Genomic DNA, 21,348 nt, shown 5'->3' with positions numbered 1-21,348 from the left:
AGCCATGACCGAGACAACCCAGCAGGACCTGATCGAACGAGGATGGGCAGCGCTTCCCGCGGAGTACAGGATGCCCGCGCAGCCGCCCACGCTGGCCGAGGCGCGAGCCTACTGCCAGAGGCTTACGGAGACCCACTATGAGAACTTCCATGTGGCGTCCTGGTTTCTGCCGGAGCGGCTGCGTCCGCACTTTCACAGCATCTATGCCTACTGCCGCATCTCGGACGATCTCGGCGATGAGGTAGGCGACCGCGACCAGTCGCTCGCCCTGCTCGACCTCTGGGGCAGGGAACTGGATGCCTGCTACCGCGGCGAGGCGCGCCATCCTGTCTTTGTAGCGCTTGCCGCCACCATTCGCGAGTGCGACATACCGAAGGAGCCCTTTGCGGATCTGCTCGTTGCCTTCCGGCAGGACCAGACGGTGACGCGCTTTGCAACCATGGAGGATGTGTTCGCCTACTGCCGCTACTCGGCGAACCCGGTGGGCAGGCTCGTGCTTTATGCCAGCGGCTACCGCGATGCCGAACGCTTCCGGCTCTCTGACTTCACCTGCACCGCGCTGCAGCTCGCCAACTTCTGGCAGGACGTCAAGGTCGATTATCAGAAGGACCGCATCTACTTTCCGCAGGCTGACCTCGCGCGCTTCGGCGTGACCGAGCAGACCATCGCCGACGGGCGCGCCACGCCTCAGTTCCGCCAGTTGATGCGCTATGAGGTCGACCATGCCCGGCAGCTCTTCGCCCAGGGCATGCCGCTGATCGGCATGGTGGACCGCGAGCTGGCGCTCGATCTCGATCTCTTCTCCCGTGGCGGACTCGCAATTCTCGATGCCATCGAGCGCGTCGACTACGATGTGCTCCGCGCACGCCCCGCCATCTCCAGCTTCGGCAAGGGAGCCCTGCTGTTGCGCGCACTGCTGACGAAGTTGCTGCCGCGGCGGCAGCCTTCGAGGGCTGCTGCGTGAGTGTAAGCCTGGAACAGGCGTACAGCGAATGCCGTGCCATCGCGCGTCGCGAAGCGAAGAATTTCTACTATGCCTTCGTTGCGCTGCCTGCGCACAAGCGTGACGCCATCTGCGCGGTCTATGCCTTCATGCGCCACGCCGACGACCTTTCCGACGATGAGTCGATGCCGCGACCGGAGCGCCGTCTCGCGCTCGAATCGTGGCTTGATTTATGGCATCGCGCCGAGCAGGGTGCTCCGACGGATGATCCCGTCTTCGTAGCGCTGCGCGACGCATCCCATCGTTTCGGCATCGCCTCATCGCTCCTCGATCAGCTTGTCGAGGGCACCGCGATGGATCTGCACCCGTCTCTCGATGCCCGGCAGATTCACCGCGAGAACGACGCCGTTCACCCGCTGCAGTTTGACACCTACCAGACCTTCGACGACCTCTATCGTTACTGCTACTACGTTGCCTCGGTCGTCGGCCTGGTCTGCATCCGCATCTTCGAGTACAGCGACGCGCGCGCCGAGAAGCTGGCCGAGAAAACCGGCATCGCCTTTCAGCTCACTAACATTCTGCGCGATGTACGCGAAGACGCCGAGCGCGGCCGCATCTATCTGCCGGCAGAGGACATGGAGCGCTTCGGCGTAGCGGCAGACAAGCTCGCCGCCATCAGAGACGGCAAACACCTGAGCCTGAACCAGCGCGAACTGCTGGAGCTTGAGGCCGCGCGCGCAGAGGAGTATTACCAGGCCGGACAAGCGCTGCTGCCCTTGATCTCCCCCGACAGCCGCCCCGCGCTGTGGGTGCTGATCACCATCTACCATCGCCTGCTCCGCGAAATCGTGCGGCGAAACTATGACGTCTTCACCAGGCGCATCAGCATCTCGACTCCGCAGAAGCTCTTGATTCTCGGCCGCGGCCTGCTGCAGGTGCTTCTCTACCGGCTGCGCGGCGGGCAGCGTCGATGAGTGTGGAGAGCGTCACCATCGTTGGCGGCGGAGTCGCCGGCCTCACCGCCGGCTGCGCTCTCGCTGACGCGGGCTACCGCGTTCGCCTGCTGGAGCGGCGTCCCTACGTAGGCGGCCGCGCATCCTCCTATCAGCATCCCGGCGCCGGTGAAGTCATCGACAACTGCCAGCACATCGTCCTCGGCTGCTGCACCAGTCTGGTCGCGCTCTATCAACGCATCGGCGCTGCTGAGGACGTGCAGTGGTTCAGCGACTTCACCTTCCTTGAGCCGGGTGGCCGCCGCAGTCCCCTCAGTCCATCGCCGCTGCCCGCGCCGCTGCATACCACGCCGTCGTTTCTCGCTTCGCGCTGTTTCTCCGTGGCAGACAAGTTGGCCATCGCGCGCGGCATCCGCTACTTCCTGCTGCACTCGCCACCCGACCAGGGTGAGAACTTCGCGCAGTGGCTGGTACGCTTCAAGCAAACCCCCGCAGCTGTCGAACGGTTCTGGAAGCCAGTGCTCGCAAGCGCGCTCAATGAATCTCCCGAGCTCATCTCCATGCGCTACGCCGCCAAGGTCTTTCGCGAGGTGTTTCTCTTTTCCCCGCAGGGCGGGCGCATGGGCGTGCCCCGCGTTCCGCTGAGCGTGCTTTACGGCAAGGCCGCCGACTACATCGCAGCGCGCGGCGGCGAGGTGCTGCTCCGCACCGGAGTGGATGCGATCCAGGCGAGCGGCAGCCAGTGGCTCCTCCGCTCCGGCGCAGAGAGTTTTTCTTCCGATGCGGTTGTGCTCGCGCTGCCGTTTGAGGCGTTGCAGCGTCTGCTGCCCGCCATGCCTTCAGCCCCGGGCACGGAGCGGCTCGCCACCAATCTGGAGCAGTTCCGCCACTCGCCCATCACCAGCGTTCACCTCTGGTTTGACCGCGTCGTCACTGATCTCGATCACGCTGTTCTGCTCGACCGCACCATTGAGTGGCTCTACAACAAGTCCAGGCTGCAGCCTGCCTACCGCACTCATCCCGGCAGCTATCTTGAGCTGGTTGTGAGCGCATCAAAGTCGCTCGTGCCCATGGAGCGCCAGCAGATCATCGACACCGCCATGCGCGAACTTGCCGAGTTCCTGCCCGAGGTGAACAACGCCGTGTTGCTTAAGGCCGCAGTCACTAAAGAGGTTCGAGCCACCTACTCCATCTTTCCCGGTCTCGACGCTCTCCGTCCCACCGCGGAGAGCCCCTGGCGCGGCATCTTCCTCGCCGGTGACTGGACCGCCACGGGATGGCCCTCAACCATGGAAGGCGCTGCCCGCAGTGGCTTCCTGGCAGCCGAGGCCATTGCCCGCCTGCAGGGCAGCCCGCAGAAGTTTCTGCCGCCTGACCTGCCTCCCACCGGGCTCATGCGGCTCTTCGCTTAGCTCAAAAAGCGCTGCTGCGCGCCATACATCTTTCACAGCTGTCTCACGTCTAAAAATCCGTGGAGACAAACTGCGCGGAATGAGCTCACAGGAAATCGAAAACCACGGCGTCATCGGCAATATGCGCTCCATCGCTCTTGTGAGCATCGAGGGCTCGATTGATTTTTTCTGCTATCCGGAGTTCGATTCGCCCACCGTCTTCGCGTCCCTGATTGATGGCGAAGAGGGCGGCAGCTTCCGCATCGACGCCGAGCTGCCTGATCTGCGCACCAAGCAGCTCTACCTGCCCGATACCAACATACTGCTCACCAGATTTCTCTCCAACGGCGGCGTCGCGGAGCTCACCGACTTCATGCCCGTCAGCCATGAGAGTGATAGCCACAGCGGAGTGCACCAGATCATCCGCATGGTCCGCGTCATCCGCGGAGAGATATCGTTCCGCCTGCGCTGCGCGCCCCGCTTCGACTATGCGCGCGCGGATCATGAGGCAGTGCAGGAGGGCGATGGAGTCTGCTTCAGGCCGCACACCGCCGACATTCCCAGCATGGCGCTCCACGCTAGCATTCCGCTCGAGGTGGAAGGGCGCGATGCCGTCGCCTCCTTTACCCTGGCCGCCGGCGATACGGCGATGTTCGCCTTCGGGCAGATGAAGCGCGGCGAAAAGAGCCCGTCAAACGTGTTGAGGCCCGCCTTCATCGAGCGTCATTTTCGGCAGACCTCGGACTACTGGCGCAACTGGATCGGCAAGTCGAACTACAAAGGCCGCTGGCGCGAGATGGTCAATCGCTCCGCGCTTGTGCTCAAGCTGCACTGCAGCCAGCAGCACGGCTCCGTCATCGCCGCCGCGACCTTTGGTCTGCCTGAGAAAGTAGGCGGCGAGCGCAACTGGGACTACCGCTACACCTGGCTCCGCGACTCTTCATTTACGCTCTATGCCTTCATGCGTCTCGGCATTGTGGATGAAGCGCGCCGCTTCACCATGTGGCTGCGCGATCGCCTTCGCGACGATGCGGAACACGGTCCTTTGCAGGTGATGTATCACGCCGATGGGCGTCAGGAGATTGACGAAGAGATCATCGACACCCTCAGCGGCTATCGCAACTCCAGGCCTGTCCGCATCGGCAACGCCGCGTATCAGCAGCTGCAGCTTGATATCTACGGCGAGATGATGGACGCCGTCTATCTCGCGGCGAAGTACGGCGACGGCATCTCCTACGAAGGCTGGCAGAATGTGCAGTCCATGCTCGCATGGCTGGGCAGCAACTGGGAGCGCCCCGATGAAGGCATCTGGGAGGTGCGCGGTGGCCGTCGCGATTTTCTGCACTCGCGGCTGATGTGTTGGGTGGCCTTTGATCGCGCCATCCGCCTCGGACAGAAGCGTTCGCTAGCCGCTCCTTACAGGGAGTGGTACGCCATTCGCGACAAGATCTATCACGACATTCACACCAATTTCTGGAGTGAAAAACGGCAGAGCTTCGTGCAGTACAAGGGCAGCGAAAATCTCGATGCCTCCGTCCTGCTCATGCCCCTGATGCGCTTCATCAGCCCGGTCGATCCGCGCATGCTCGGGACGCTCAAAGCCGTTGAGCAGAACCTGACCGAGGACAGCCTCGTCTATCGCTACGACACTCTGAACGACCCCATCGACGGATTGAATGGGACCGAGGGCAGCTTCAACGCCTGCTCCTTCTGGTATGTGGAGTGTCTCGCACGCGCCCATCAGACGGAGAAAGCGCGATTGCTTTTTGAGAAGATGATGGGCTACTCCAACCATCTCGGGCTGTATGCCGAGCAGCTCGGCGAGAGCGGCGAGCACCTGGGCAATTTCCCGCAGGCGTTGACGCATCTCGCGCTCATCAGCACGGCGACTTATCTGGATAGGGTGTTGTCCGGCCGCAATCTGACCGAGTGGCGATAGTCAGCGCGTGAGCAGGGCAACGCCGACGCACACAAACACAGCTGCAAGCCAGCGCCGCCGGTCGACATTTTCCTTGAGGAAGATCTTGGCCGCGAATGCGTTGGTCACAAACGTCAGTGACGCCGATGCAGGCCCGATCAGGCTCACATCCGCATGACTCAGCGCGAAGAGCAGGGAGAAGAAGCTCAGCGCCATGCAGAAGACTCCGCCCACAAAGCGCACGCTGGTCAGGACCGCCTTAATCGCTCCCCACAGGCCGCTCTGCGCCTTGATCTTATCCAGGTCGCCGATCTGCCGCATGGCGGAAGCGATCAGCACATCGCCCGCCGTAGCGAAGACGACAATGCACGCGATCATCGCCGCGACAGCGAGTCCAAGGTGAGAGTTCACTCGGGCTGCTCTCCCGTCGTGTGTGTGTAGGACGGCCCCATCGCCACGAAGCCCACACCTGCCGTAATCAGCGCAATTCCGATCCAGCGCGAGAGCGAGATCTGCTCATGCAGCCAGTACTTCGAAAGCAGCGCGATGATCACGTTGCCGAAGGAAGTAGCAGGCAGCACAAAGGTCAGGTCAGCCCACGAAAGCGCCGTCAGGTAGGACGCAAAAAATCCGATCAGCATCGCGATTCCTGAGGCCACCCACGGCGCGGTAATCGCGTGGATCAACGCTGCTGGATGAGCCAGCGACACGGGGCCGAGCTTCTTCATTCCCACCGCGAGGAAGGTGTCGCCCAGCGGCGCCGTGAGCGTGACTACGCCCAGCACCAGGGAACGGCGGAATGTCATGGTGGATTCGGTCATAAAGAGAAACGGCCAGCTCCAGAGAGGGCTGGCCGCGTTGCTCGATTGTTGGAACTAGACTCCCGCGCCGACAGCCGGTGCTGACTTGGCTGCGCGATCGCGCTGTCCCTGCTTGACCATCTTGTTGCGTTCGGCGCGCAGCTTCAGGAACGCCTTCGCCTCGACATACAGCCGGCCCACATCGCGGTTGACGATGGCCTTGCTGACCACGCGCCATGCCGCCTTCGGGCGGAAGTAGTATTCGTCGTAGAAGCGGTGCACCATCTCGAGCACGTACTCCGTCGGCAGGCCCGGATACTCGATATGCGCCAGCTGGTGGCCACCCTCATCGACCATCTTGCCGCCGTTGATGATGAAGCCGTTCTCCTTCGCGTAATCGTAGAACTCGGTGCCCGGATAGGCGTGCGCAATCGAAACCTGGATGGTTTCCACATCGAGGCTCTTGGCGAAGTTGATCGTGTTGCGGATCGACTCCTTCGTCTCGCCCGGCAGTCCAAGGATGAAGTCGCCGTGAATCGTCAGTCCAAGGTCGTGGCAGTCACGCGCAAAGTCGCGCGCACGCTCAACCGTTGCGCCCTTCTTGATGTTTTTGAGAATCTGCGGATCGCCGGACTCGAAGCCGACAATCAGCAGGCGGCAGCCTGCTTCGCGCATGGCCTTCAGCGTCTCGCGATCAGTCGTTACGCGCGAGGTGCAGGACCATGTCAGGCCCAGCGGCTTCAGCTTCGCGCACAGTTCGATCGTGCGAGCCTTCTGAATGTTGAACGTGTCGTCGTCAAAGAAGAATTCCTTCACATGCGGAAAGAGCTTCTTCGCGTGCGCCATCTCGGCCGCTACGTCATCGGTTGAGCGCTTGCGCCAAGCATGACCGCTCAGCGTCTGCGGCCACAGGCAGAAGGTGCACTGTGCCGGGCATCCGCGCGTTGAGTAGAGCGAGACGTAGGGGTGCAGCAGAAAAGGCACGTTGTACTTCGTGACGTCGAGGTCACGCGCATAGATGTCCGTCACCCACGGCATGTCCGGCTTGTCGAGCTTCTCGATCTGCGGACGATCCGGGTTGTGGACGATCTGGCCGTCCTTGCGATAGCTGATCGCAAGAATCTCATCGAGCGGCATGCCATTTGCAAACTCGACCACCGAGTAGTCGAACTCACGGCGGCAGACAAAGTCGATGACCGCGCACTCGTTCAGCGCCTTTTCCGGAGAGGTTGTAACCGGCGGCCCTACGAACGCAATCTTAATCGCGGGATTGCCGCGCTTGATTGCCTCGGCCAGCTTCTGGTCGCCTGTCCAGCCGGGAGTGCTGGTGAAGAGCACCAGGAAGTCATACCCCTTTGCAATTTCGATCGTCTCTTCAGCCGAGATGTGATGGGGCGGCGCGTCGAGCAGCCGCGACCCTTCGAGCATGCCGGCCGGGTAAGCCAGCCATACCGGGTACCAGTAGGACTCGATTTCGCGGGTGGCGGGCCAGCGTGAGCTGGCTCCACCATCGAAGTTCTCAAAAGAGGGCGGGTTCAGAAACAGTGTTTTAAGGGGCATGTGCTTAACTCTTCAAGTTTATCATTTTGCGTGTGTGTATAGGGTTTTGACTGGCTCCGGTGGGGCACGTTATCCCTTGCCGGCCAATCACTTTGGAATCAATGCCGCGCCGTGGGCAGCGCCCGTCTTCGCGGAACTCCGCCACCAGTCGTCGATCGTCCCGATAGCCCGCATCAGGCTCAGCTGCGAACGGGCCACCTCGAAGTCGGCATCGAGTACATCTTCGTAGCGCTGGCGTTCCTCGATGCGTGCTGCCTCCGCATCCTTGGGGTTCAGCGGCTGGGCATTCGGCGAGCCGCTTCCGTGCTCCAGTTGCGACTCGACCGAGTTCAACTGCTCCTTCGCAAGATCGCTCTGCAGTTGCGTCACGCGCTGTTGCGCCTTCAGTTCTGAGAGCCCTTCCTGCAGCTGAAAGAGTTGTTCGTTCGCGCGATCGCGCGCCAGGTTGGCCTGCGCCTTGGCGCGAACCGCTTCCGCTGCAGAGACGCGAGCCTTGTCGTTCATATTGGCGTCGAAGAGCGGCAGCGTGATCTGGATTCCTACATCGAAGTTGTTGTGCTGGAAGCGAAGGTAGTATTCCGCGTAGTTGTTGAACTTGGCGTAGCGGCTGTAGTCGATGCCGAAGGAGACCTGCGGTCTGTACTTCTGCCGCTCGTCGCCGCCTGCCGCCTGCTCCTTTGATTGCGCATTCGCATAGGCAGACTCGACCCCCGCATTCGATCCCATACTGCTCCGGGAGAGGGAATCGCCGGAGGCAAACTCCGGCATCGGTGGAATGCTGTCCGTAATCGTCAGGATATTGTCCGCCGGCAATCCAGTCAGGTGCGAGATCTGCTGCTGCAGCAGCCCTGCTTCATTACGCAGGTGGATACGCTTCAGGTCAACCTGTGCCGAGGTCAGCTCGGCGCGGATCAGTTCCTGGCGGCTCTCGACTCCCGCGGCTAAACGGTCTTCTTCGATGCTGACAAGTTTCTCCGCGTATTGCTTCTCCTGGTCCATCGCCGCGATCTGGCGGTTGATCTCATCCAGCTGAATGTAGTCGAGCGACACATCGAGCGCGATCTGCTGGCTTGAGTCTTTCAGACTGAGCTGGGCTGCCTTCAGAGCAGTGCGCGCCGACCGGATATACCACGGTTGCGAAATCGCAAAGACCAGTGACGATGCCTGAACGTTATAAACCGACGGCTGGCCTACCGGAAAACCGTAGGAATATCCAAGGCTTGAGCCGAAGACCAGGCTCGGCAGGTAGGCATCCCGCGTCTGCGACACCGACGACGCAGCTCGCAGCACATCGGCACGCGCGCTGTGAATGGAAGCGCTGTTTCGCAGCGCCAGGTCGACGACCGTGTACAGCGACACCTGCGCATGTGCAGCCAGTGGGCTGCATGCGGCAGCGAACGCGATCAGATAGCGGCATAACCTGGGCAACTGCTCTTTCCTCTCAACTGGCTTTCGCAAACTTCGATTCTATCGCTGCGACCCACTTCTTCATCAATGCGGCGTGTTCGGCGTCACCAGTTCAGACGGTGAGTAGCCGCTCGCCAGCGCCTTCGCCTTCGCCAGTTCCTCGCGTGCGGCTGCCTGGTCGCCCTGCGCCGCGAGCAGCTGCGCCAGTTGCGCATGCGCCCGGAATGCAGGTGCATCCTCTGACTTGTTCGGTGAGGCGAGGTACTCGCGAAGCAGCTCGATGGCCATCGTCCGGTTGTGCTTCGCATGGATCAGCGTGGAAGCGCCATCCGCCAGCGCCACGCCATGATCCTTGTCGAGCGATCTCCCTGTCCTGATCGCCAGATCCATCTGCTGCCATTGCTGCCGTCCGCGATAAAACGAGGCAAGATCCATCCATCCCCGCGCCGGGTCCTTCGCCACTGCAATTGCTGCCTTCCACTCGCGCTCCGCGCTGGCGTAGTCCTTGTTGGATTCGGCGATTTGCGCCCGCAGTGCGTGCGCCTTCTGGGGAGCGATACTCGCCAGCTTCTGCGCGACCCCCGCAGCCTTGTCCGTTCCTCCGCCGAGAAATCCAGGCGCGTCTGTGTAGTATTCGCCGAGGTCGGCCAGCGCATCGGCATTGCTCGGGTCCAGTTGCACTGCTGTCTCAAACTCCTGCCGCACCTGTTTGGCCAGCCGATAGGCCGTAATGAAGTTGACCCGGTCGGCCTTCTCGCCGTAAGCGCGTCCCAGCCAGAGGTGAAAATCGCTGGACCTGCTCTCGCTGGCCGTTGCCTTTTCACACGATGAAATCGCAGCGTCCCAGCGCTCCTCCTGCAGCATTACGCGGCAGCGAAGATTATGCGCCTCGCCGTTATTAGCCTGGCTGCTGAGGATCGTGTCCAGCTTCGCGAGCGCATCGTTGGCCCGGCCTGCATTCAGGTCGGCTCGCACCGCATCGAGCGAGCCAGGCACATCCGCATGCAGGCCCAGCGCCCCCGCGCAGAGCACGCCCGCGATAACCAGCCGCCGCAGAAACATCACGTTATTTGACGACCGTAACAGCCATGCCGTCGCTGATTGGCTGTCCGTTGGTGCTGTTCAGCGAGACAATGTCTCCCTGCTTCAGCCCTGAGAGTATCTGCACCTGGGTCAGGTTGATGCTGCCCGTCGTTACTGGAACCCGGCGCAGCACATCGTCCTCGATGCGGTAAACATAAGGCTTGCCCTGCTCCATGTGCAGCGCCTCGCGAGGAATGTTCAGGATGCCCTGCTGATTCGAAATAGTAACCGTCACAGTGACGTTCGTATTCGGCAGCAGCGATCCGTCCGCGTCGTCGATGGCGACCAGTACTTCACCCACGTTGCGCGTTCCATAGCCGATGATCGTCGCTGGAACCCGCGAGATGTGCCCGTGCCAGATCTTGCCCGGCTGTGCATCCCATGCAATCGTGATCGGCAGCCCTACCTTCAGCTTGCCAATCTCCGGCTCGTCAAAATAGGCTCGCACCTGCATCTTCGTCAGGTCGGCCAGCTGCAGCAGCTTGTCGCCCTGCTGCACATATTCGGTGGGCGAGGCGGGCAGCGAATAAACTGTCCCCGCAAAGGGAGCACGCACATTCGCCTGGTCGATCGTAGTCAGCGCCGCCTGGTAGGCGACCTTCGCATCGTCGAGCGTGGCTTTTGCATGCGCCAGTTCGGCGGAGTCGTAGCGGGAGCTCTTGCGCTGGTTCAACGATGCAATGGAGTTTTCGGCGCTCTGCAGGCGCTGCTTGGCGCTCGCTACCTCGTTGGCTGAAGCTGCTCCCGTAGCCTGCAGCTTCGTCAGGGCGGCCAGATCGCGCTGCGCCTGGTCGCGGTTCATCTCCGCCGTGGTCATATCGCTTGAGAGCGTCAGCCGCTCTTCCTGCGTGCCGCCTTTGCTGGTCGCGTCGTAGCTGGCCTGCGCGCCGCGCAGGTTGGCCAGCGCCGTAGCCAGGCGCGATTGTGCATCGGTGTCGTCCATCACCAGCAGCAGCTTGCCGCGCGGGACTTTATCGCCCTCATGCACGTAGAGCGCCTTCACGATTCCTGGAAAAGGAGCATGAGCCTCATAGTTCACCTGCGGCTCAACCTTGCCGTTGGTTGCGGTGGTGTTTCGCAGGTTGCCGATCTCGGCCTCTGCCGCGCGCACCGGCACTGACGTTCGCGTAGCCAGCCTGACCGCATAGAACACGAGCAGCAGCAACACGGCCGAACCTATCCAGATATAAGGGGTGTTGCGCTTTGTTGACTTGTTTATCGCCATCCTCTGACCGAATGCCAGTATATAAGAGTCACTTGCCACCCCTATGGAGTCAAAAAAATGCTCGCGGAGGGTCAGGCCTGCCCATGCGTAGCGCACAACGCTTGCCCTACAATATCTCTATGGCAATCGCCCCACGCTACACAGACGAGCATGCAGAGGCAGGGCTCAACCACGCCTTTCCCGCTATTGAGACCTGGCAGAGCCAGTTTCCTGCCTATGAGATTCTCATCGACGATCCGGAGTTTACCTCCGTCTGCCCGAAGACCGGCCTGCCCGACTTCGGCGCTGTGACGCTGCGCTACATGCCGCGCGAACGCTGCCTGGAGCTCAAGTCCTACAAGGAATATCTCTTCACCTTCCGCAATCTCGGCATCTTCCAGGAAAATGTCGTCAACCAGGTCCTCGAAGATGTAGTCAAGGCCTGCGATCCCGTGTGGGCCGTCGTGCGCGGGGAGTTCCGCCCCCGTGGCGGCATCTCCACGACCATCGAGGCGCGCTGGCCGCGGCCCGCAGTAGAGACGAAGAAGTAATCGACCGTTCATGACGCCAGCGCAGGCACGACGAACGGCCGGGCTGGCGCTTCTGCTCCTCACCGGCCTCAATCTCTTCAACTTCATCGACCGCTATGTGCTGCCCGGCGTGCAGCCGCTCATCCAGCGCGAGTTCCACGCGAACGACGCGCAGATGGGCCTGCTGACGACGGCCTTCTTCTTCACTTACATGATCGTCGCGCCGCTCACCGGCTGGCTCGGCGATCGCTTTCCGCGCAAGCCGCTCATCATCGCCGGAGCGCTGCTCTGGTCCGCCGCCACCCTGCTCACCGCCAACGTCCACAGCTTCACGACGTTGCTGGTGCGCCATGCGGCAGTCGGCATCGGTGAGGCTACCTTCAGCATCTTCGCCCCCGCGCTGCTGGCCGACTTCTATCCTGAGTTCGAACGCAACCGCATCCTCAGCATCTTCTACGTCACCATCCCGCTCGGCGCGGCGCTCGGTTATCTCACCGGCGGCGTGCTCGGCGAGCGCTACGGCTGGCGCACGCCTTTCTTCGTCTCGGCGCTGCCCGGCGTGCTCATCGCGGTTGCCTTCTGGCTCTTTGTGCGCGAGCCTGAACGCGGCGCATCCGACAAGCTGGTCGCCACGCTCGACCGGGCCAGCCTCAAGGGCCTGCTGCACAACAAGGCCTTCTGGACGGGAACCCTCGGCATGGCGGCGATGGTCTTTTCGATGGGCGGCATCTCGGCCTTCCTGCCCACATTTTTCGTGCGCTTCGGCGGCTTCTCTGTCGCCAAAGCCGGCCTCGTCGTCGGAGCCATCACCGCCGTCGATGGCATCCTCGGCACCGCTGTCGGAGGCTGGCTGGCGCAGCGCTGGCTGCGGCGCAACCATCGCGCCCTCTATCTGCTCTCGGCCATCAGCGCCCTCCTCGTCATTCCCGCTGGTCTGCTGGCTTTCTTCGGCCCTCGCACCGCGCTGGTGGCCAGCGCCTTCGTCGCCGAGTTCTTTCTCTTCCTCAATACCGGCCCGCTGAACACCGCCATCGTCAACTCGGTTGCAGGGCGCGTGCGTTCCACCGCCATCGCCATCAACCTCTTCGTAATTCATGCCCTGGGCGATGCCATGTCGCCGCGGCTCATCGGCGCCGTCTCTGATGCAACCACCCTCCGTGTCGGCCTCAGCGTCACTCTGATCGCGCTCGCCGTCTCCTCGCTCGTGCTCTTTACCGGCGCGCGATTCGCTCCACGCCTTGCGGAGAGCAGCAGTTGACCCTCGCCCTGCTTCACACCGCCTTCCTCGTCATCAACTGGATCGTCGCGGTCGCATGGCTGTGGCGCACCGCCGAGGCGCTTCGTCATCTGCCTTCTGTCCCGGATCTGGGCCAGTCGCGGTACGCTCAGCCATTGCCTGCCATGCCTCTGCTGGCCGTCATCGTTCCTGCCCGCAACGAGGAGCGAGCCATTGAGGCTACCCTCCGTTCGCTGCTCGCGAGCCAGGGCGTCACCCTCGATATTCTCGCCATCGACGATCGCTCGACAGATGCCACCGGCGCCATCATGGATCGCATCGCTGCAGAACCCGCATCGTCGCCGCACACCCTGCGCGTTCTCCATGTTGAGTCGCTCCCCGACGGCTGGCTGGGCAAAACGCATGCCATGGCGCTCGCCGCGCGCCAGACCACAGCGCCATGGCTCCTCTTTACGGATGGCGATGTACTCTTCCGCAGGGATGCTCTCGCCCGCGCCCTCAGCTTTGTCGAGCAGTCCCGCGACGACCACCTCGTCCTCTTTCCCACGCTGCTCCTGCGCGGCGCAGGCGAACGCATGCTGATCTCCATGTTCCAGACGCTTTCCATCTGGTCCTCGCGCCCATGGCGCATCCCCCATCCGCGAGCGAAACGCGACTTCATCGGCATCGGAGCTTTCAACCTGGTGCGCCGCGAGACGTACAAAGCGGTCGGCGGTTTTGAAGGACTGCGCATGGAGGTCCTCGAAGATGTGCGCTTCGGCTATCTCATCAAGCGCGGCGGCCATCGTCAGCGCGTTGTTTTCGGTCCCGGGCTTATCTCGATCCGCTGGGCCGAGGGCGTTCGCGGCATCGTCGACAACCTCACCAAGAATTTCTTCGCCATCTTCCGCTTCAACATCGCGAAGACTCTCGCCGCCTGCGCCGGACTCGCTGTGCTCTGCCTCCTGCCCTTTGCAGGCTTCTTCGCTGGACGCGCCGCTGCCTTCGCCAGCGTCCTCACGCTGCTGATGGTCTTCCGGCTCTATCGATGGTTTAGCCGCTACAGCGGAGTAGCCCCGCGTTACGCTTTGCTCTTTCCCGTGGCTGCCTGCCTGCTGATCTTCACCATCCTGCGTTCGACCGTGGTGACGCTGGCGCGCGGCGGCGTCGTCTGGCGCGGCACGTTTTACCCGCTCCGGGAACTCAGAAAGCGAGCCGGCCCACTCTGGTGAGCACGCACTCTAGTGGCTTGTTCCCGTCGAGTTGAAAGAGCCGTGATGGTGATGGCTGTGCAGCGCCGGATCATTCACCGGAGCCTTCCCATCATCCGGCGCAAAGCCCTTCATCAGCGCTGGATTCGCGTGGAACTTCTCCGGGCCGCCCTTGAACTGGCGCGCGTTGCTGAGCAGGATCTCTGACCTTCCCCGAAACGGACGAATCGTCCCGCGAATCTGTATATCCTGGTTGCGCAGCTGGCTCAGCTCGCCCACGTCCTTCCGGTCCTGTCCGAGGCTGACGATCGAGAAGCGGCACTTCTCGTCCGGCGTCTCCGGGCTGCACACATCGAGGAAGCGCGTGCCGTCCTTCATCTCCACCACGTCGTAAACATGCGCGCGGATGCAGACATCTTTGCCGGAGTGATCGGCTGCCTCATCGGTGGAGTAGCACTTTCGCGCCGCCAGAGGCTGGACCGTCAACGCCGCAAAAAGGCACAGGATCATCGCGCGCATCAGCATTCCTGTGAGTGGGATAAAAGCTGATAAGAGAGTAGTGCGCGCTTTATTCTTACGAAAAGATTACGAAAGAAACTTCAGCCGTGCGCGCCGAGAAGCCGTCACCGTCTAGCTCTTTCGCCTCAGGACGGCATAGAGAAACTGCTGGGTTGCTCCCGAGGGAGTCTGATGCACATCTAGCCCATGCTCCCGCAGCTCAAAGCCGTCCTCGAACTCCGCCGCCAGCATCTCTGCGTCGTAGCGAACCGTCTCCAGACCGCTGCACTTCAGTGGTCCCTCGGGGCCGAAAGTCTGCATCATCAGGTGACCTCCCGGCTTGATCGCCCGCGCCGCATTCGCCGCATACGCTGTGCGCTGCGACGATTCGGTAAGGAAGTGAAAGACGGCGCGGTCATGCCAGAGATCGAAGTGCTGCGGCGGCAGGTTGGCCGTGCAGATATCCGCTGTAAGCCACTGCACTCTCATTGCGAGTGCGCCCATGCGGGCCTGCAACGCCTCCAGCGCAACCCGCGAAAGATCGATGGCTGCGAGGTTAGCGTATCCACGAGCCGCCAGGTCTTCGAGAATGCTCGACTGCCCCGCGCCAACCTCGAAGATGGCGGAACGCCTATCAGGCGCGAACCGGTCGATCAACTCAAGAGAACGGGTGAGATGAGCGCTGTACCAGCTCATCTCACAATAAGACTTGCGCCCGTAGACTGAGTCCCAATGGGCAGCGCTCTCCGCCGCGCTATCCGGGACCGGCCTCAATGAACCTCGACCAGTTGCTCCGTCTCTGAGGCTGATCCGTAGCGGTTGTTCACATACTCGTCGAGAATCTTCTTGAACTCGGCGACAATCGAGTCGCCGCGCAGGGTGGTCATCAGCCGCCCATCTACATAGACCGGCGCCACCGGGTCCTCGAAGGTTCCCGGCAGGGAGATGCCGATATTCGCATGCTTCGACTCGCCCGGACCGTTCACCACGCAGCCCATCACCGCCAGCTTCAGCTCTTCCACCCCGGGGTAACGTTGACGCCACACCGGCATCGACGTCCGCAGGTAGCCCTGAATATCCTGGGCCAGCTCCTGGAAATAGGTGCTCGTCGTGCGCCCGCAGCCGGGGCAGGCTGTAACCTGTGGCGAAAAGCTGCGGATCGAGAGCGACTGCAGAATCTGCTGCGCCGTCAGCACCTCTTCCGTGCGATCGCCGTTCGGCTTTGGAGTCAGCGATACGCGGATCGTATCGCCGATGCCCTCCAGCAGCAGCGGAGCCAGTCCCGCCGCTGAAGCCACGATGCCCTTCATTCCCATGCCTGCTTCTGTCAGCCCCAGGTGCAGCGGGTAGTCGCAGCGCGTTGCCAGCATGCGATAGACGTCGATCAGGTCGCGCACGCCGCTCACCTTGCCGCTGATGATGATCTGGTCGTGGCGCAGTCCATAGCGCTCCGCCGCTGCCGCTGAATCCAGCGCACTGCGGCACATCGCCTCCATCATCACGTCGCGCGCGTCCAGCGGCTCTGCCCGCCGTGAATTTTCGTCCATCATCTTCGTCAGCAGCGCCTGGTCCAGCGAACCCCAGTTCACGCCGATGCGCACCGGCTTCTGGTTCTCCACCGCGCACTCGATCATGGTGCGGAAGTTGTCGTCGTCCTTGCGGCCAATCGAAACATTGCCGGGATTGATGCGATACTTCGCCAGCGACTGCGCGCACCCCGGATACTTCTTGAGCAGCTGGTGCCCGTTGTAGTGGAAGTCGCCGATGATCGGCACATCCACGCCCAGCTTCGCCAGACCCTCAACGATATGCGGCACCGCCTTCGCCGCCTCGTCGTTGTTCACCGTCACGCGCACCAGCTCCGAACCCGCCGCAGCCAGCGCTGCGACCTGCTGAATTGTGCCGGGAATATTGGCGGTATCGGTGTTCGTCATCGACTGCACGACAACCGGGGCCTCGGAGCCCACTCGGACATTGCCGATCCTTACGGTTGCGGTCTTCCTGCGTTGAATCTCTGGCATAAATCCCTCAGTACTAGTTTATCGCGAGGCCACTTTTGCCGGAATCAGTTCAACGGCTTTCGGCGCTTTTGCCCCTTCTTCAATGACATACAGCTTGTTCACCGGCAGGTTGTGGAACGTATCCACCTGCCCTGACGGCCAGCGAATCTCCAGCGTGTCAACGCTCGCCGCCTGGTCCAGTCCAAAGTGCAGCCGAAAGTCGTTTTGCGAGTAGTAACTGCCACCGCTGCGAACCTCGTCGATCTGCAGCAACGGCTTGGCTCCCGGCTGCGTCGCCGTCAACACCTTCACCCGCGCTCCGATGCCCGTGCGATTCGACTTGACCCCCACCGTCTTCACCTTCACCCAGTTGCGCTTCCACGTCGAGTCGCAGCGCAGCAGCTGGGGCAGGGAATTGACGCAGTTGACCACGATATCCAGATCGCCGTCGTTGTCATAGTCGCCAAAGGCGCATCCGCGCGCCGCCGCAGGCGTTGTTATTCCCGGGCCGCCCTTCGCGCTTACATCTTCAAAGCGCCCATTGCGCAGGTTGCGATAGAGATATTTGTGCTCGGCATAGGGCGCCTCCGTCTTCGAGCTGCTCACCTCGGGGTAGACGTGCCCGTTCGACATGAAAATATCGAGCCACCCGTCGTTATCCATGTCGAAGAATCCCACTCCCCAGCCCAGGTAGCGCGTATTGATGCCCAGTCCGGAGAGATAGGTGTGGTCTTCAAAGGTGTCATCGCCAAGATTGGTGTATAGCGAGTCCGTATCTCCGGCAAAGTTCGTTTTCACGATATCGAGTTTGCCATCGCGGTTGTAGTCGCCGATCGACACCCCCATTCCCGCCTGCGGCTTGCCGTCCGGCGAAAACGCCGCGCCTGCCTCGATCGCGATGTCCTTGAACGTCCCGTCCTTCTGGTTCTGATAGAGCGTCGCCGAGGTCGAGTCGTTCGCCACGTAGATATCCGGCCAGCCGTCGTCGTCGATATCCGCCACCGCAACGCTCAGCGCGTAATTGCCCGTCGTGTTCCACATCCCGGCCTTTTCTGAGACGTCGGTGAACGTCCCGTTGCCGTTGTTGTGGTAAAGAATATTCTTGCCGCCGGGCAGCCCCGGAGGCCCGCACGCGACCAGGATTCCCTTGTAGGTGCAGGGCCCGGACTCCGGCACAGGCGCCGTCTTGATATCGAAGTCGATGTAGTTGGCGACAAAGAGATCCAGGTGCCCGTCGCGGTCATAGTCCAGAAACGCGCAGCCCGAGTTCCACCGCGTCTTCGCCTGCGTCAGCCCCGCCTTGACCGTTACATCGGTAAAGGTGCCGTCCCCGTTGTTATGAAAAAGCGCATTCTGCCCGTAGTAGCTGACGAAGAGGTCATCGTGCCCGTCGTTGTCGTAGTCTCCCACGCAGCAGCCCTGTCCCCACCCGCTGCGCCCCAGCCCGGCCTTCATCGTCACATCGGTAAAGGTGCCGTCGCGGTTGTTCTTGAAGAGATGGCACCTCGGCTCCTGCCCTTTGGCAAAGCCTTCCAGCCGCCAGCCGTTGACCAGAAAAATATCGATCCAGCCGTCATTGTCGTAGTCGTAGAACGCGACTCCGCACCCGGTCGTCTCCAGCAGATATTTGTTCTTGCCCACGCCCCCGTAGATCGTCTCTGCGTTCAGGCCCGACTGGGTCGCGACATCCACAAAGCTTATCCCCAGCGGTGTTCCGGCGATGGGCGAGGACGGCCCGGGCGGCGGAGGCATGGGCTTCGCTTCATAGGCAGGCTCGCTCTGCTGCCACGGTGGGGCAGCCATGGCGAGCACATCGGCAAAGGGTAGCACCAGGGCGGTCCGGCTCAGCGATTTTACAAAGGTTCGTCTATTCATCGGCTTAGGCAACCATCTTACTGCTGCATCGCAGCGGCTATCTGCCTCTCCTTGGCCGCCTCGGCAGTGCGCCCCTGCTGCTCCAGAGCGGCCGCCAGGCGGAGATGCGCTTCCGCAAATTTCGGATCGCTTGCGATCGCGTCCTGGTAGCGGGAGATTGCGTCGGTGATCTGCCCCTTGGCCAGCAGCAGGTTCCCGGTATTCACGGCAAAGGTGGCCCGCTGGCGATTGACGGCTACGCGGGTCAGGTCGGCGGCCAGCTTCCGCTGGGCGGTGGCTTCGTCACGCTTGCCCTGCTCCTGCAGCACGCCTGCGAGCGTAATATGCGGCCCCGGCTGGTTCGGCTGCAGCTTTACCGCCTGCGCCAGCGCAGATGCTGCCTGGTCGAGCTTCCCCTGCTGCTTGTAGATGCTGCCCAGCACGGCCCATCCGTCGCCGTTGTCCGGGTGCAGCTGCAGCGCCTTGCTTATGTGAACGGCGGCGTCGTCGAACTTCCCGTCCTGCATATACAGAATTCCCAGCGTGTAGGGCGCGTCCGGAGACTGCGGATCGAGCCGCGCTGCAGTCTTCAGCTCCGCCATCGCATCCGGCAGATCATCTTTCAGCTTATAGGCGAGCCCCAGGTCGTAGTGCAGCCGCGGGTTCTGGCTGTCCAGCTTCAGCCCCGCCTGGAACTCGCGAATCGCATCCTCGATATCGCTCTGCTGCATGTAGGCCGCGCCCAGATCCTGGTGTACCGTCGGATTGTTCGGATTGAGCGCCAGGGCGTGCTTGTAGAGCGGCATCGCGGATTTCGCATCGCCTGACTGGATATATGCGAGCGCCAGATTCGTCAGCGCTGAGGGGTTATCGGGCTCGGCGCTCAAAACCCGCTGAAAGAGGGGAATCGCGGCCTGTTCCTTACCCGTGCGCTGCAGCGCCATCGCCAGCTGATTCGCCGCCGACGTCTCATCCGGGTCCAGCGTGATCGCCTGTTGCAGATGAGGAATCGCCTCCGCATCGTTTCCCGCCGTAATCAAAGCTTTGCCCAGTTCCGTCTGTGCTTCGGCGCTCTGATCGTCGAGGTTCACCGCCTTCGTCAACTCGTCGATCGCCGGCTGCTGCTGGCCTTCCATCCCCAGCACCATGCCAAGCTGCAGGTGCACCTTCGCCTGCTGCGCATCCAGCGCAACGGACTGCTCAAAGGCTTGCTGCGCCTCCGGCCACATTCGCTGCTGCGCATACAGCGAGCCCAGGTCTGCGTAGAGCTTCGCCGCATCGCCCGAGCTGCCCTCGGCGTCGAGCGCGGACTTCAACTTCGCGGCCGCCTCTCCCGATGCGCCGCTCGCCGCCAGCGCTCGCACATACCCGTTTAAGATGTCTCCGCTCAGCGGCCCCGCGCCCTCCAGGCTGCGATAGAGCGGCAGCGCCTTTTGCGGCTGCCCGGCCCGGGTATAGGCCAGCGCCAGGTTTGCCTGCGCCGCGGCGTCCTCCGGCTTCAGCTTCAGGGCGGCTTCAAGCTGGACGATCGCCTTGGTGTCTTCTCCAAGCTGATAGAGCACCGCGCCCAGCGCGCTGTGGCCCTCCTCGATCTGGGGAGTCAGCCGCACCACCCGCTCCAGGTCGGTGCGCGCGGCCTTCAGGTCGCCGCGGCCCAGCGCCGCATAGCCCGAGCGAAAGGCCTTGTCTGCCTCCTGAATCTTCTCCGCCGAGGGCGCTTGCTGCGCCGCGAGCGGCCCCATGCTGCCGAGCAGCAGCAGGGAAGCAGCCGTTCTGGACTTCAGGCTAATGACTGGTCTCCGCCTGGATCTTTTCCGCTGTCTGGAACTCCTGTGCCGCCTCGGCATTCCTTCCCGCCGCGCGATATGCCTGTCCCAGCAGCGTATGCGTAATGTAGTTCGACGGGTCCATGTGCAGCGCCCGCTGCAGATACATCGCCGCCATCGTCGCATTCTGTTGCTTCAGCAGCACCTTGCCCAGCAGGATGTAGGGCCCCGTCGAGTTAGGTTCCAGCAGCACCGCCCGGTTCAGCGCGGCTCGTGCATCGTCATACTGGCCATTGCGGATGTAGGCGTCCCCGAGCCGATCATAGAGCGCCCCGTCCAGCGGGTTGATCTCCCGCTCCTTTTCGAGCTCTGCAATTGCTCCGGGGAAGTCCGCCTTCGCCAGCGCCACCTCACCCAGCAACTGGTGCGCGAGCGGGAGCCGCGGCTCGAGAGCCAGAGCCTTCCGCGCGGACTCCTCTGAGGCCGGCAGATATTCCCGCCGCAGGAACATCCGCGCCGCCAGCAGGTAGGCTGGCGCCGAGTCCGGCGCAAACCCGTACTGGGCCGCGAACGCATGCCGCGCATCGTCATAGCGCCGCGTGTCCATGTAGCAGAGCCCCAGCACGTAGTTGGGATCGACATTCGCCGATGGAACTGAAGCGTGCGCCTTCTCAAGCAGCGGAATAGCCTCCGCAGGCTTGCCCATCCGGAAGTAGGTGACGCCCTGCATCTGCAGCGAATCCACATCCTTCGGGTCCTGCGCCAGCGCCTTCGCGTAGGCTGCCTGCGCCTCGGCGAACTTGTTCTCGCGATAGAAAATGAAGCCGCGCAGCCGCTCGACACCTGCCGGTTCGGGGCTCCCCGTTGCCAGCGCATCCAGCTCTGCCAGTGCCTTGTCCATCTGGCCTTTGCCGGCCAGTGTCTCTGCATGGGCGAGTGTCGGTGCGGCCGGAGCGGAAGGTGTCTGCTGCGGTGCGGCAAGGAAGAGAGCGAAGAGGACTGCAGAGGTCATGA

General features: G+C 62.4%; 18 protein-coding genes and 1 pseudogene. 7 read left to right on the top strand and 12 right to left on the bottom strand.

What is annotated here, in order from left to right; translation table 11 throughout:
• The first annotated feature begins 4 nt into the window (after window positions 1-4).
• The 4 genes and pseudogenes from hpnC to C7378_RS07815 all read left to right on the top strand — a co-directional run bounded on the left by hpnC (window position 5) and on the right by C7378_RS07815 (window position 5,226).
• Window positions 5-964 (top strand): squalene synthase HpnC, encoded by a 960-nt coding sequence (gene hpnC, locus C7378_RS07830; RefSeq protein WP_131994333.1) that lies wholly within the window; start codon window positions 5-7, stop codon window positions 962-964.
• The gene (locus C7378_RS07825; RefSeq protein ID WP_131994330.1) at window positions 961-1,917 is read left to right on the top strand and encodes a phytoene/squalene synthase family protein; all 957 of its coding nucleotides are present in this window, start codon (window positions 961-963) and stop codon (window positions 1,915-1,917) included. Before hpnC ends, C7378_RS07825 begins: the two co-directional genes overlap by 4 nt.
• Window positions 1,887-3,308 (top strand): annotated as a pseudogene (hpnE, locus tag C7378_RS07820) (hydroxysqualene dehydroxylase HpnE); the annotation flags it as partial. The gene C7378_RS07825 and the pseudogene hpnE, both read left to right, overlap by 31 nt.
• Window positions 3,205-5,226, top strand: coding sequence for a glycoside hydrolase family 15 protein (locus tag C7378_RS07815; RefSeq protein ID WP_279388579.1), 2,022 nt, complete (start codon window positions 3,205-3,207; stop codon window positions 5,224-5,226). The pseudogene hpnE and the gene C7378_RS07815, both read left to right, overlap by 104 nt.
• Here C7378_RS07815 and C7378_RS07810 read toward each other — a convergent pair whose 3' ends face one another.
• The 6 genes from C7378_RS07810 to C7378_RS07785 all read right to left on the bottom strand — a co-directional run bounded on the left by C7378_RS07810 (window position 5,227) and on the right by C7378_RS07785 (window position 11,280).
• The gene (locus C7378_RS07810) at window positions 5,227-5,616 is read right to left on the bottom strand and encodes an EamA family transporter (protein WP_424221286.1); all 390 of its coding nucleotides are present in this window, start codon (window positions 5,614-5,616) and stop codon (window positions 5,227-5,229) included. It abuts the gene before it with no gap.
• Window positions 5,613-6,026: an EamA family transporter gene (locus tag C7378_RS07805; protein ID WP_243648132.1), complete on the bottom strand. Its 414-nt coding sequence runs from the start codon at window positions 6,024-6,026 to the stop codon at window positions 5,613-5,615. The genes C7378_RS07810 and C7378_RS07805 overlap by 4 nt, the downstream gene beginning before the upstream one ends.
• A gap of 54 nt (window positions 6,027-6,080) precedes the next feature.
• Window positions 6,081-7,565 carry a hopanoid biosynthesis associated radical SAM protein HpnJ gene (gene hpnJ / locus C7378_RS07800; RefSeq protein ID WP_131994321.1) on the bottom strand — a complete coding sequence of 495 codons (1,485 nt, stop codon included), beginning with the start codon at window positions 7,563-7,565 and terminating at the stop codon, window positions 6,081-6,083.
• An 87-nt stretch (window positions 7,566-7,652) separates the two neighbouring features.
• The gene (locus C7378_RS07795; protein WP_165876707.1) at window positions 7,653-8,993 is read right to left on the bottom strand and encodes a TolC family protein; all 1,341 of its coding nucleotides are present in this window, start codon (window positions 8,991-8,993) and stop codon (window positions 7,653-7,655) included.
• 63 nt (window positions 8,994-9,056) lie between these two features.
• Complete coding sequence (locus tag C7378_RS07790) at window positions 9,057-10,034, bottom strand: tetratricopeptide repeat protein (RefSeq protein ID WP_131994315.1); 978 nt, start codon at window positions 10,032-10,034, stop codon at window positions 9,057-9,059.
• Window positions 10,035-10,038: 4 nt separating this feature from the next.
• Window positions 10,039-11,280 (bottom strand): efflux RND transporter periplasmic adaptor subunit, encoded by a 1,242-nt coding sequence (locus C7378_RS07785; RefSeq protein WP_131994311.1) that lies wholly within the window; start codon window positions 11,278-11,280, stop codon window positions 10,039-10,041.
• A gap of 119 nt (window positions 11,281-11,399) precedes the next feature.
• Between C7378_RS07785 and queF the strand changes: the two genes are divergently transcribed.
• The 3 genes from queF to C7378_RS07770 are packed head-to-tail and all read left to right on the top strand — an operon-like array spanning window position 11,400 to window position 14,237.
• Window positions 11,400-11,810, top strand: coding sequence for a preQ(1) synthase (gene queF, locus C7378_RS07780; RefSeq protein ID WP_131994308.1), 411 nt, complete (start codon window positions 11,400-11,402; stop codon window positions 11,808-11,810).
• 10 nt (window positions 11,811-11,820) lie between these two features.
• Window positions 11,821-13,047: a spinster family MFS transporter gene (locus tag C7378_RS07775; RefSeq protein ID WP_131994305.1), complete on the top strand. Its 1,227-nt coding sequence runs from the start codon at window positions 11,821-11,823 to the stop codon at window positions 13,045-13,047.
• The gene (locus C7378_RS07770) at window positions 13,044-14,237 is read left to right on the top strand and encodes a glycosyltransferase family 2 protein (protein WP_131994302.1); all 1,194 of its coding nucleotides are present in this window, start codon (window positions 13,044-13,046) and stop codon (window positions 14,235-14,237) included. Before C7378_RS07775 ends, C7378_RS07770 begins: the two co-directional genes overlap by 4 nt.
• A 9-nt stretch (window positions 14,238-14,246) precedes the next feature.
• Here C7378_RS07770 and C7378_RS07765 read toward each other — a convergent pair whose 3' ends face one another.
• The 6 genes from C7378_RS07765 to C7378_RS07740 form a co-directional block, all read right to left on the bottom strand.
• The gene (locus C7378_RS07765; protein ID WP_165876706.1) at window positions 14,247-14,735 is read right to left on the bottom strand and encodes a hypothetical protein; all 489 of its coding nucleotides are present in this window, start codon (window positions 14,733-14,735) and stop codon (window positions 14,247-14,249) included.
• Between the two features lie 111 nt (window positions 14,736-14,846).
• Complete coding sequence (locus C7378_RS07760) at window positions 14,847-15,410, bottom strand: class I SAM-dependent methyltransferase (RefSeq protein ID WP_131994296.1); 564 nt, start codon at window positions 15,408-15,410, stop codon at window positions 14,847-14,849.
• Between the two features lie 74 nt (window positions 15,411-15,484).
• Window positions 15,485-16,735 carry a flavodoxin-dependent (E)-4-hydroxy-3-methylbut-2-enyl-diphosphate synthase gene (gene ispG / locus C7378_RS07755; protein ID WP_131994293.1) on the bottom strand — a complete coding sequence of 417 codons (1,251 nt, stop codon included), beginning with the start codon at window positions 16,733-16,735 and terminating at the stop codon, window positions 15,485-15,487.
• Between the two features lie 18 nt (window positions 16,736-16,753).
• Entirely contained in the window at window positions 16,754-18,589 is a 1,836-nt protein-coding gene (locus tag C7378_RS07750; protein WP_131994290.1) for a CRTAC1 family protein, read from the bottom strand.
• Window positions 18,590-18,606: 17 nt separating this feature from the next.
• Window positions 18,607-20,310, bottom strand: a complete 1,704-nt coding sequence (locus C7378_RS07745; protein ID WP_165876705.1) for a tetratricopeptide repeat protein — start codon at window positions 20,308-20,310, stop codon at window positions 18,607-18,609.
• Between the two features lie 43 nt (window positions 20,311-20,353).
• Window positions 20,354-21,346 (bottom strand): tetratricopeptide repeat protein, encoded by a 993-nt coding sequence (locus C7378_RS07740; protein WP_131994284.1) that lies wholly within the window; start codon window positions 21,344-21,346, stop codon window positions 20,354-20,356.
• Window positions 21,347-21,348: the final 2 nt, after the last annotated feature.

The sequence above is a fragment of the Acidipila rosea genome (genome assembly GCF_004339725.1).
GTDB classification, from domain to species: domain Bacteria; phylum Acidobacteriota; class Terriglobia; order Terriglobales; family Acidobacteriaceae; genus Acidipila; species Acidipila rosea.
Note: the sequence above shows the minus strand (reverse complement) of the source record. Positions and strands in the feature narration are given on the sequence as shown.

Bases quoted from the DNA above. Each gene is read 5' to 3' on its own strand.
- C7378_RS07750 (WP_131994290.1), bottom strand. From the start codon at position 18,589: ATGAATAGACGAACCTTTGTAAAATCGCTGAGCCGGACCGCCCTGGTG.
- hpnJ (WP_131994321.1), bottom strand. From the start codon at position 7,565: ATGCCCCTTAAAACACTGTTTCTGAACCCGCCCTCTTTTGAGAACTTC.
- queF (WP_131994308.1), top strand. From the start codon at position 11,400: ATGGCAATCGCCCCACGCTACACAGACGAGCATGCAGAGGCAGGGCTC.
- hpnC (WP_131994333.1), top strand. From the start codon at position 5: ATGACCGAGACAACCCAGCAGGACCTGATCGAACGAGGATGGGCAGCG.
- C7378_RS07745 (WP_165876705.1), bottom strand. From the start codon at position 20,310: ATGGGGCCGCTCGCGGCGCAGCAAGCGCCCTCGGCGGAGAAGATTCAG.
- ispG (WP_131994293.1), bottom strand. From the start codon at position 16,735: ATGCCAGAGATTCAACGCAGGAAGACCGCAACCGTAAGGATCGGCAAT.
- C7378_RS07805 (WP_243648132.1), bottom strand. From the start codon at position 6,026: ATGACCGAATCCACCATGACATTCCGCCGTTCCCTGGTGCTGGGCGTA.
- C7378_RS07775 (WP_131994305.1), top strand. From the start codon at position 11,821: ATGACGCCAGCGCAGGCACGACGAACGGCCGGGCTGGCGCTTCTGCTC.
- C7378_RS07740 (WP_131994284.1), bottom strand. From the start codon at position 21,346: ATGACCTCTGCAGTCCTCTTCGCTCTCTTCCTTGCCGCACCGCAGCAG.
- C7378_RS07760 (WP_131994296.1), bottom strand. From the start codon at position 15,410: ATGAGCTGGTACAGCGCTCATCTCACCCGTTCTCTTGAGTTGATCGAC.
- C7378_RS07785 (WP_131994311.1), bottom strand. From the start codon at position 11,280: ATGGCGATAAACAAGTCAACAAAGCGCAACACCCCTTATATCTGGATA.
- C7378_RS07765 (WP_165876706.1), bottom strand. From the start codon at position 14,735: ATGCGCGCGATGATCCTGTGCCTTTTTGCGGCGTTGACGGTCCAGCCT.
- C7378_RS07790 (WP_131994315.1), bottom strand. From the start codon at position 10,034: ATGTTTCTGCGGCGGCTGGTTATCGCGGGCGTGCTCTGCGCGGGGGCG.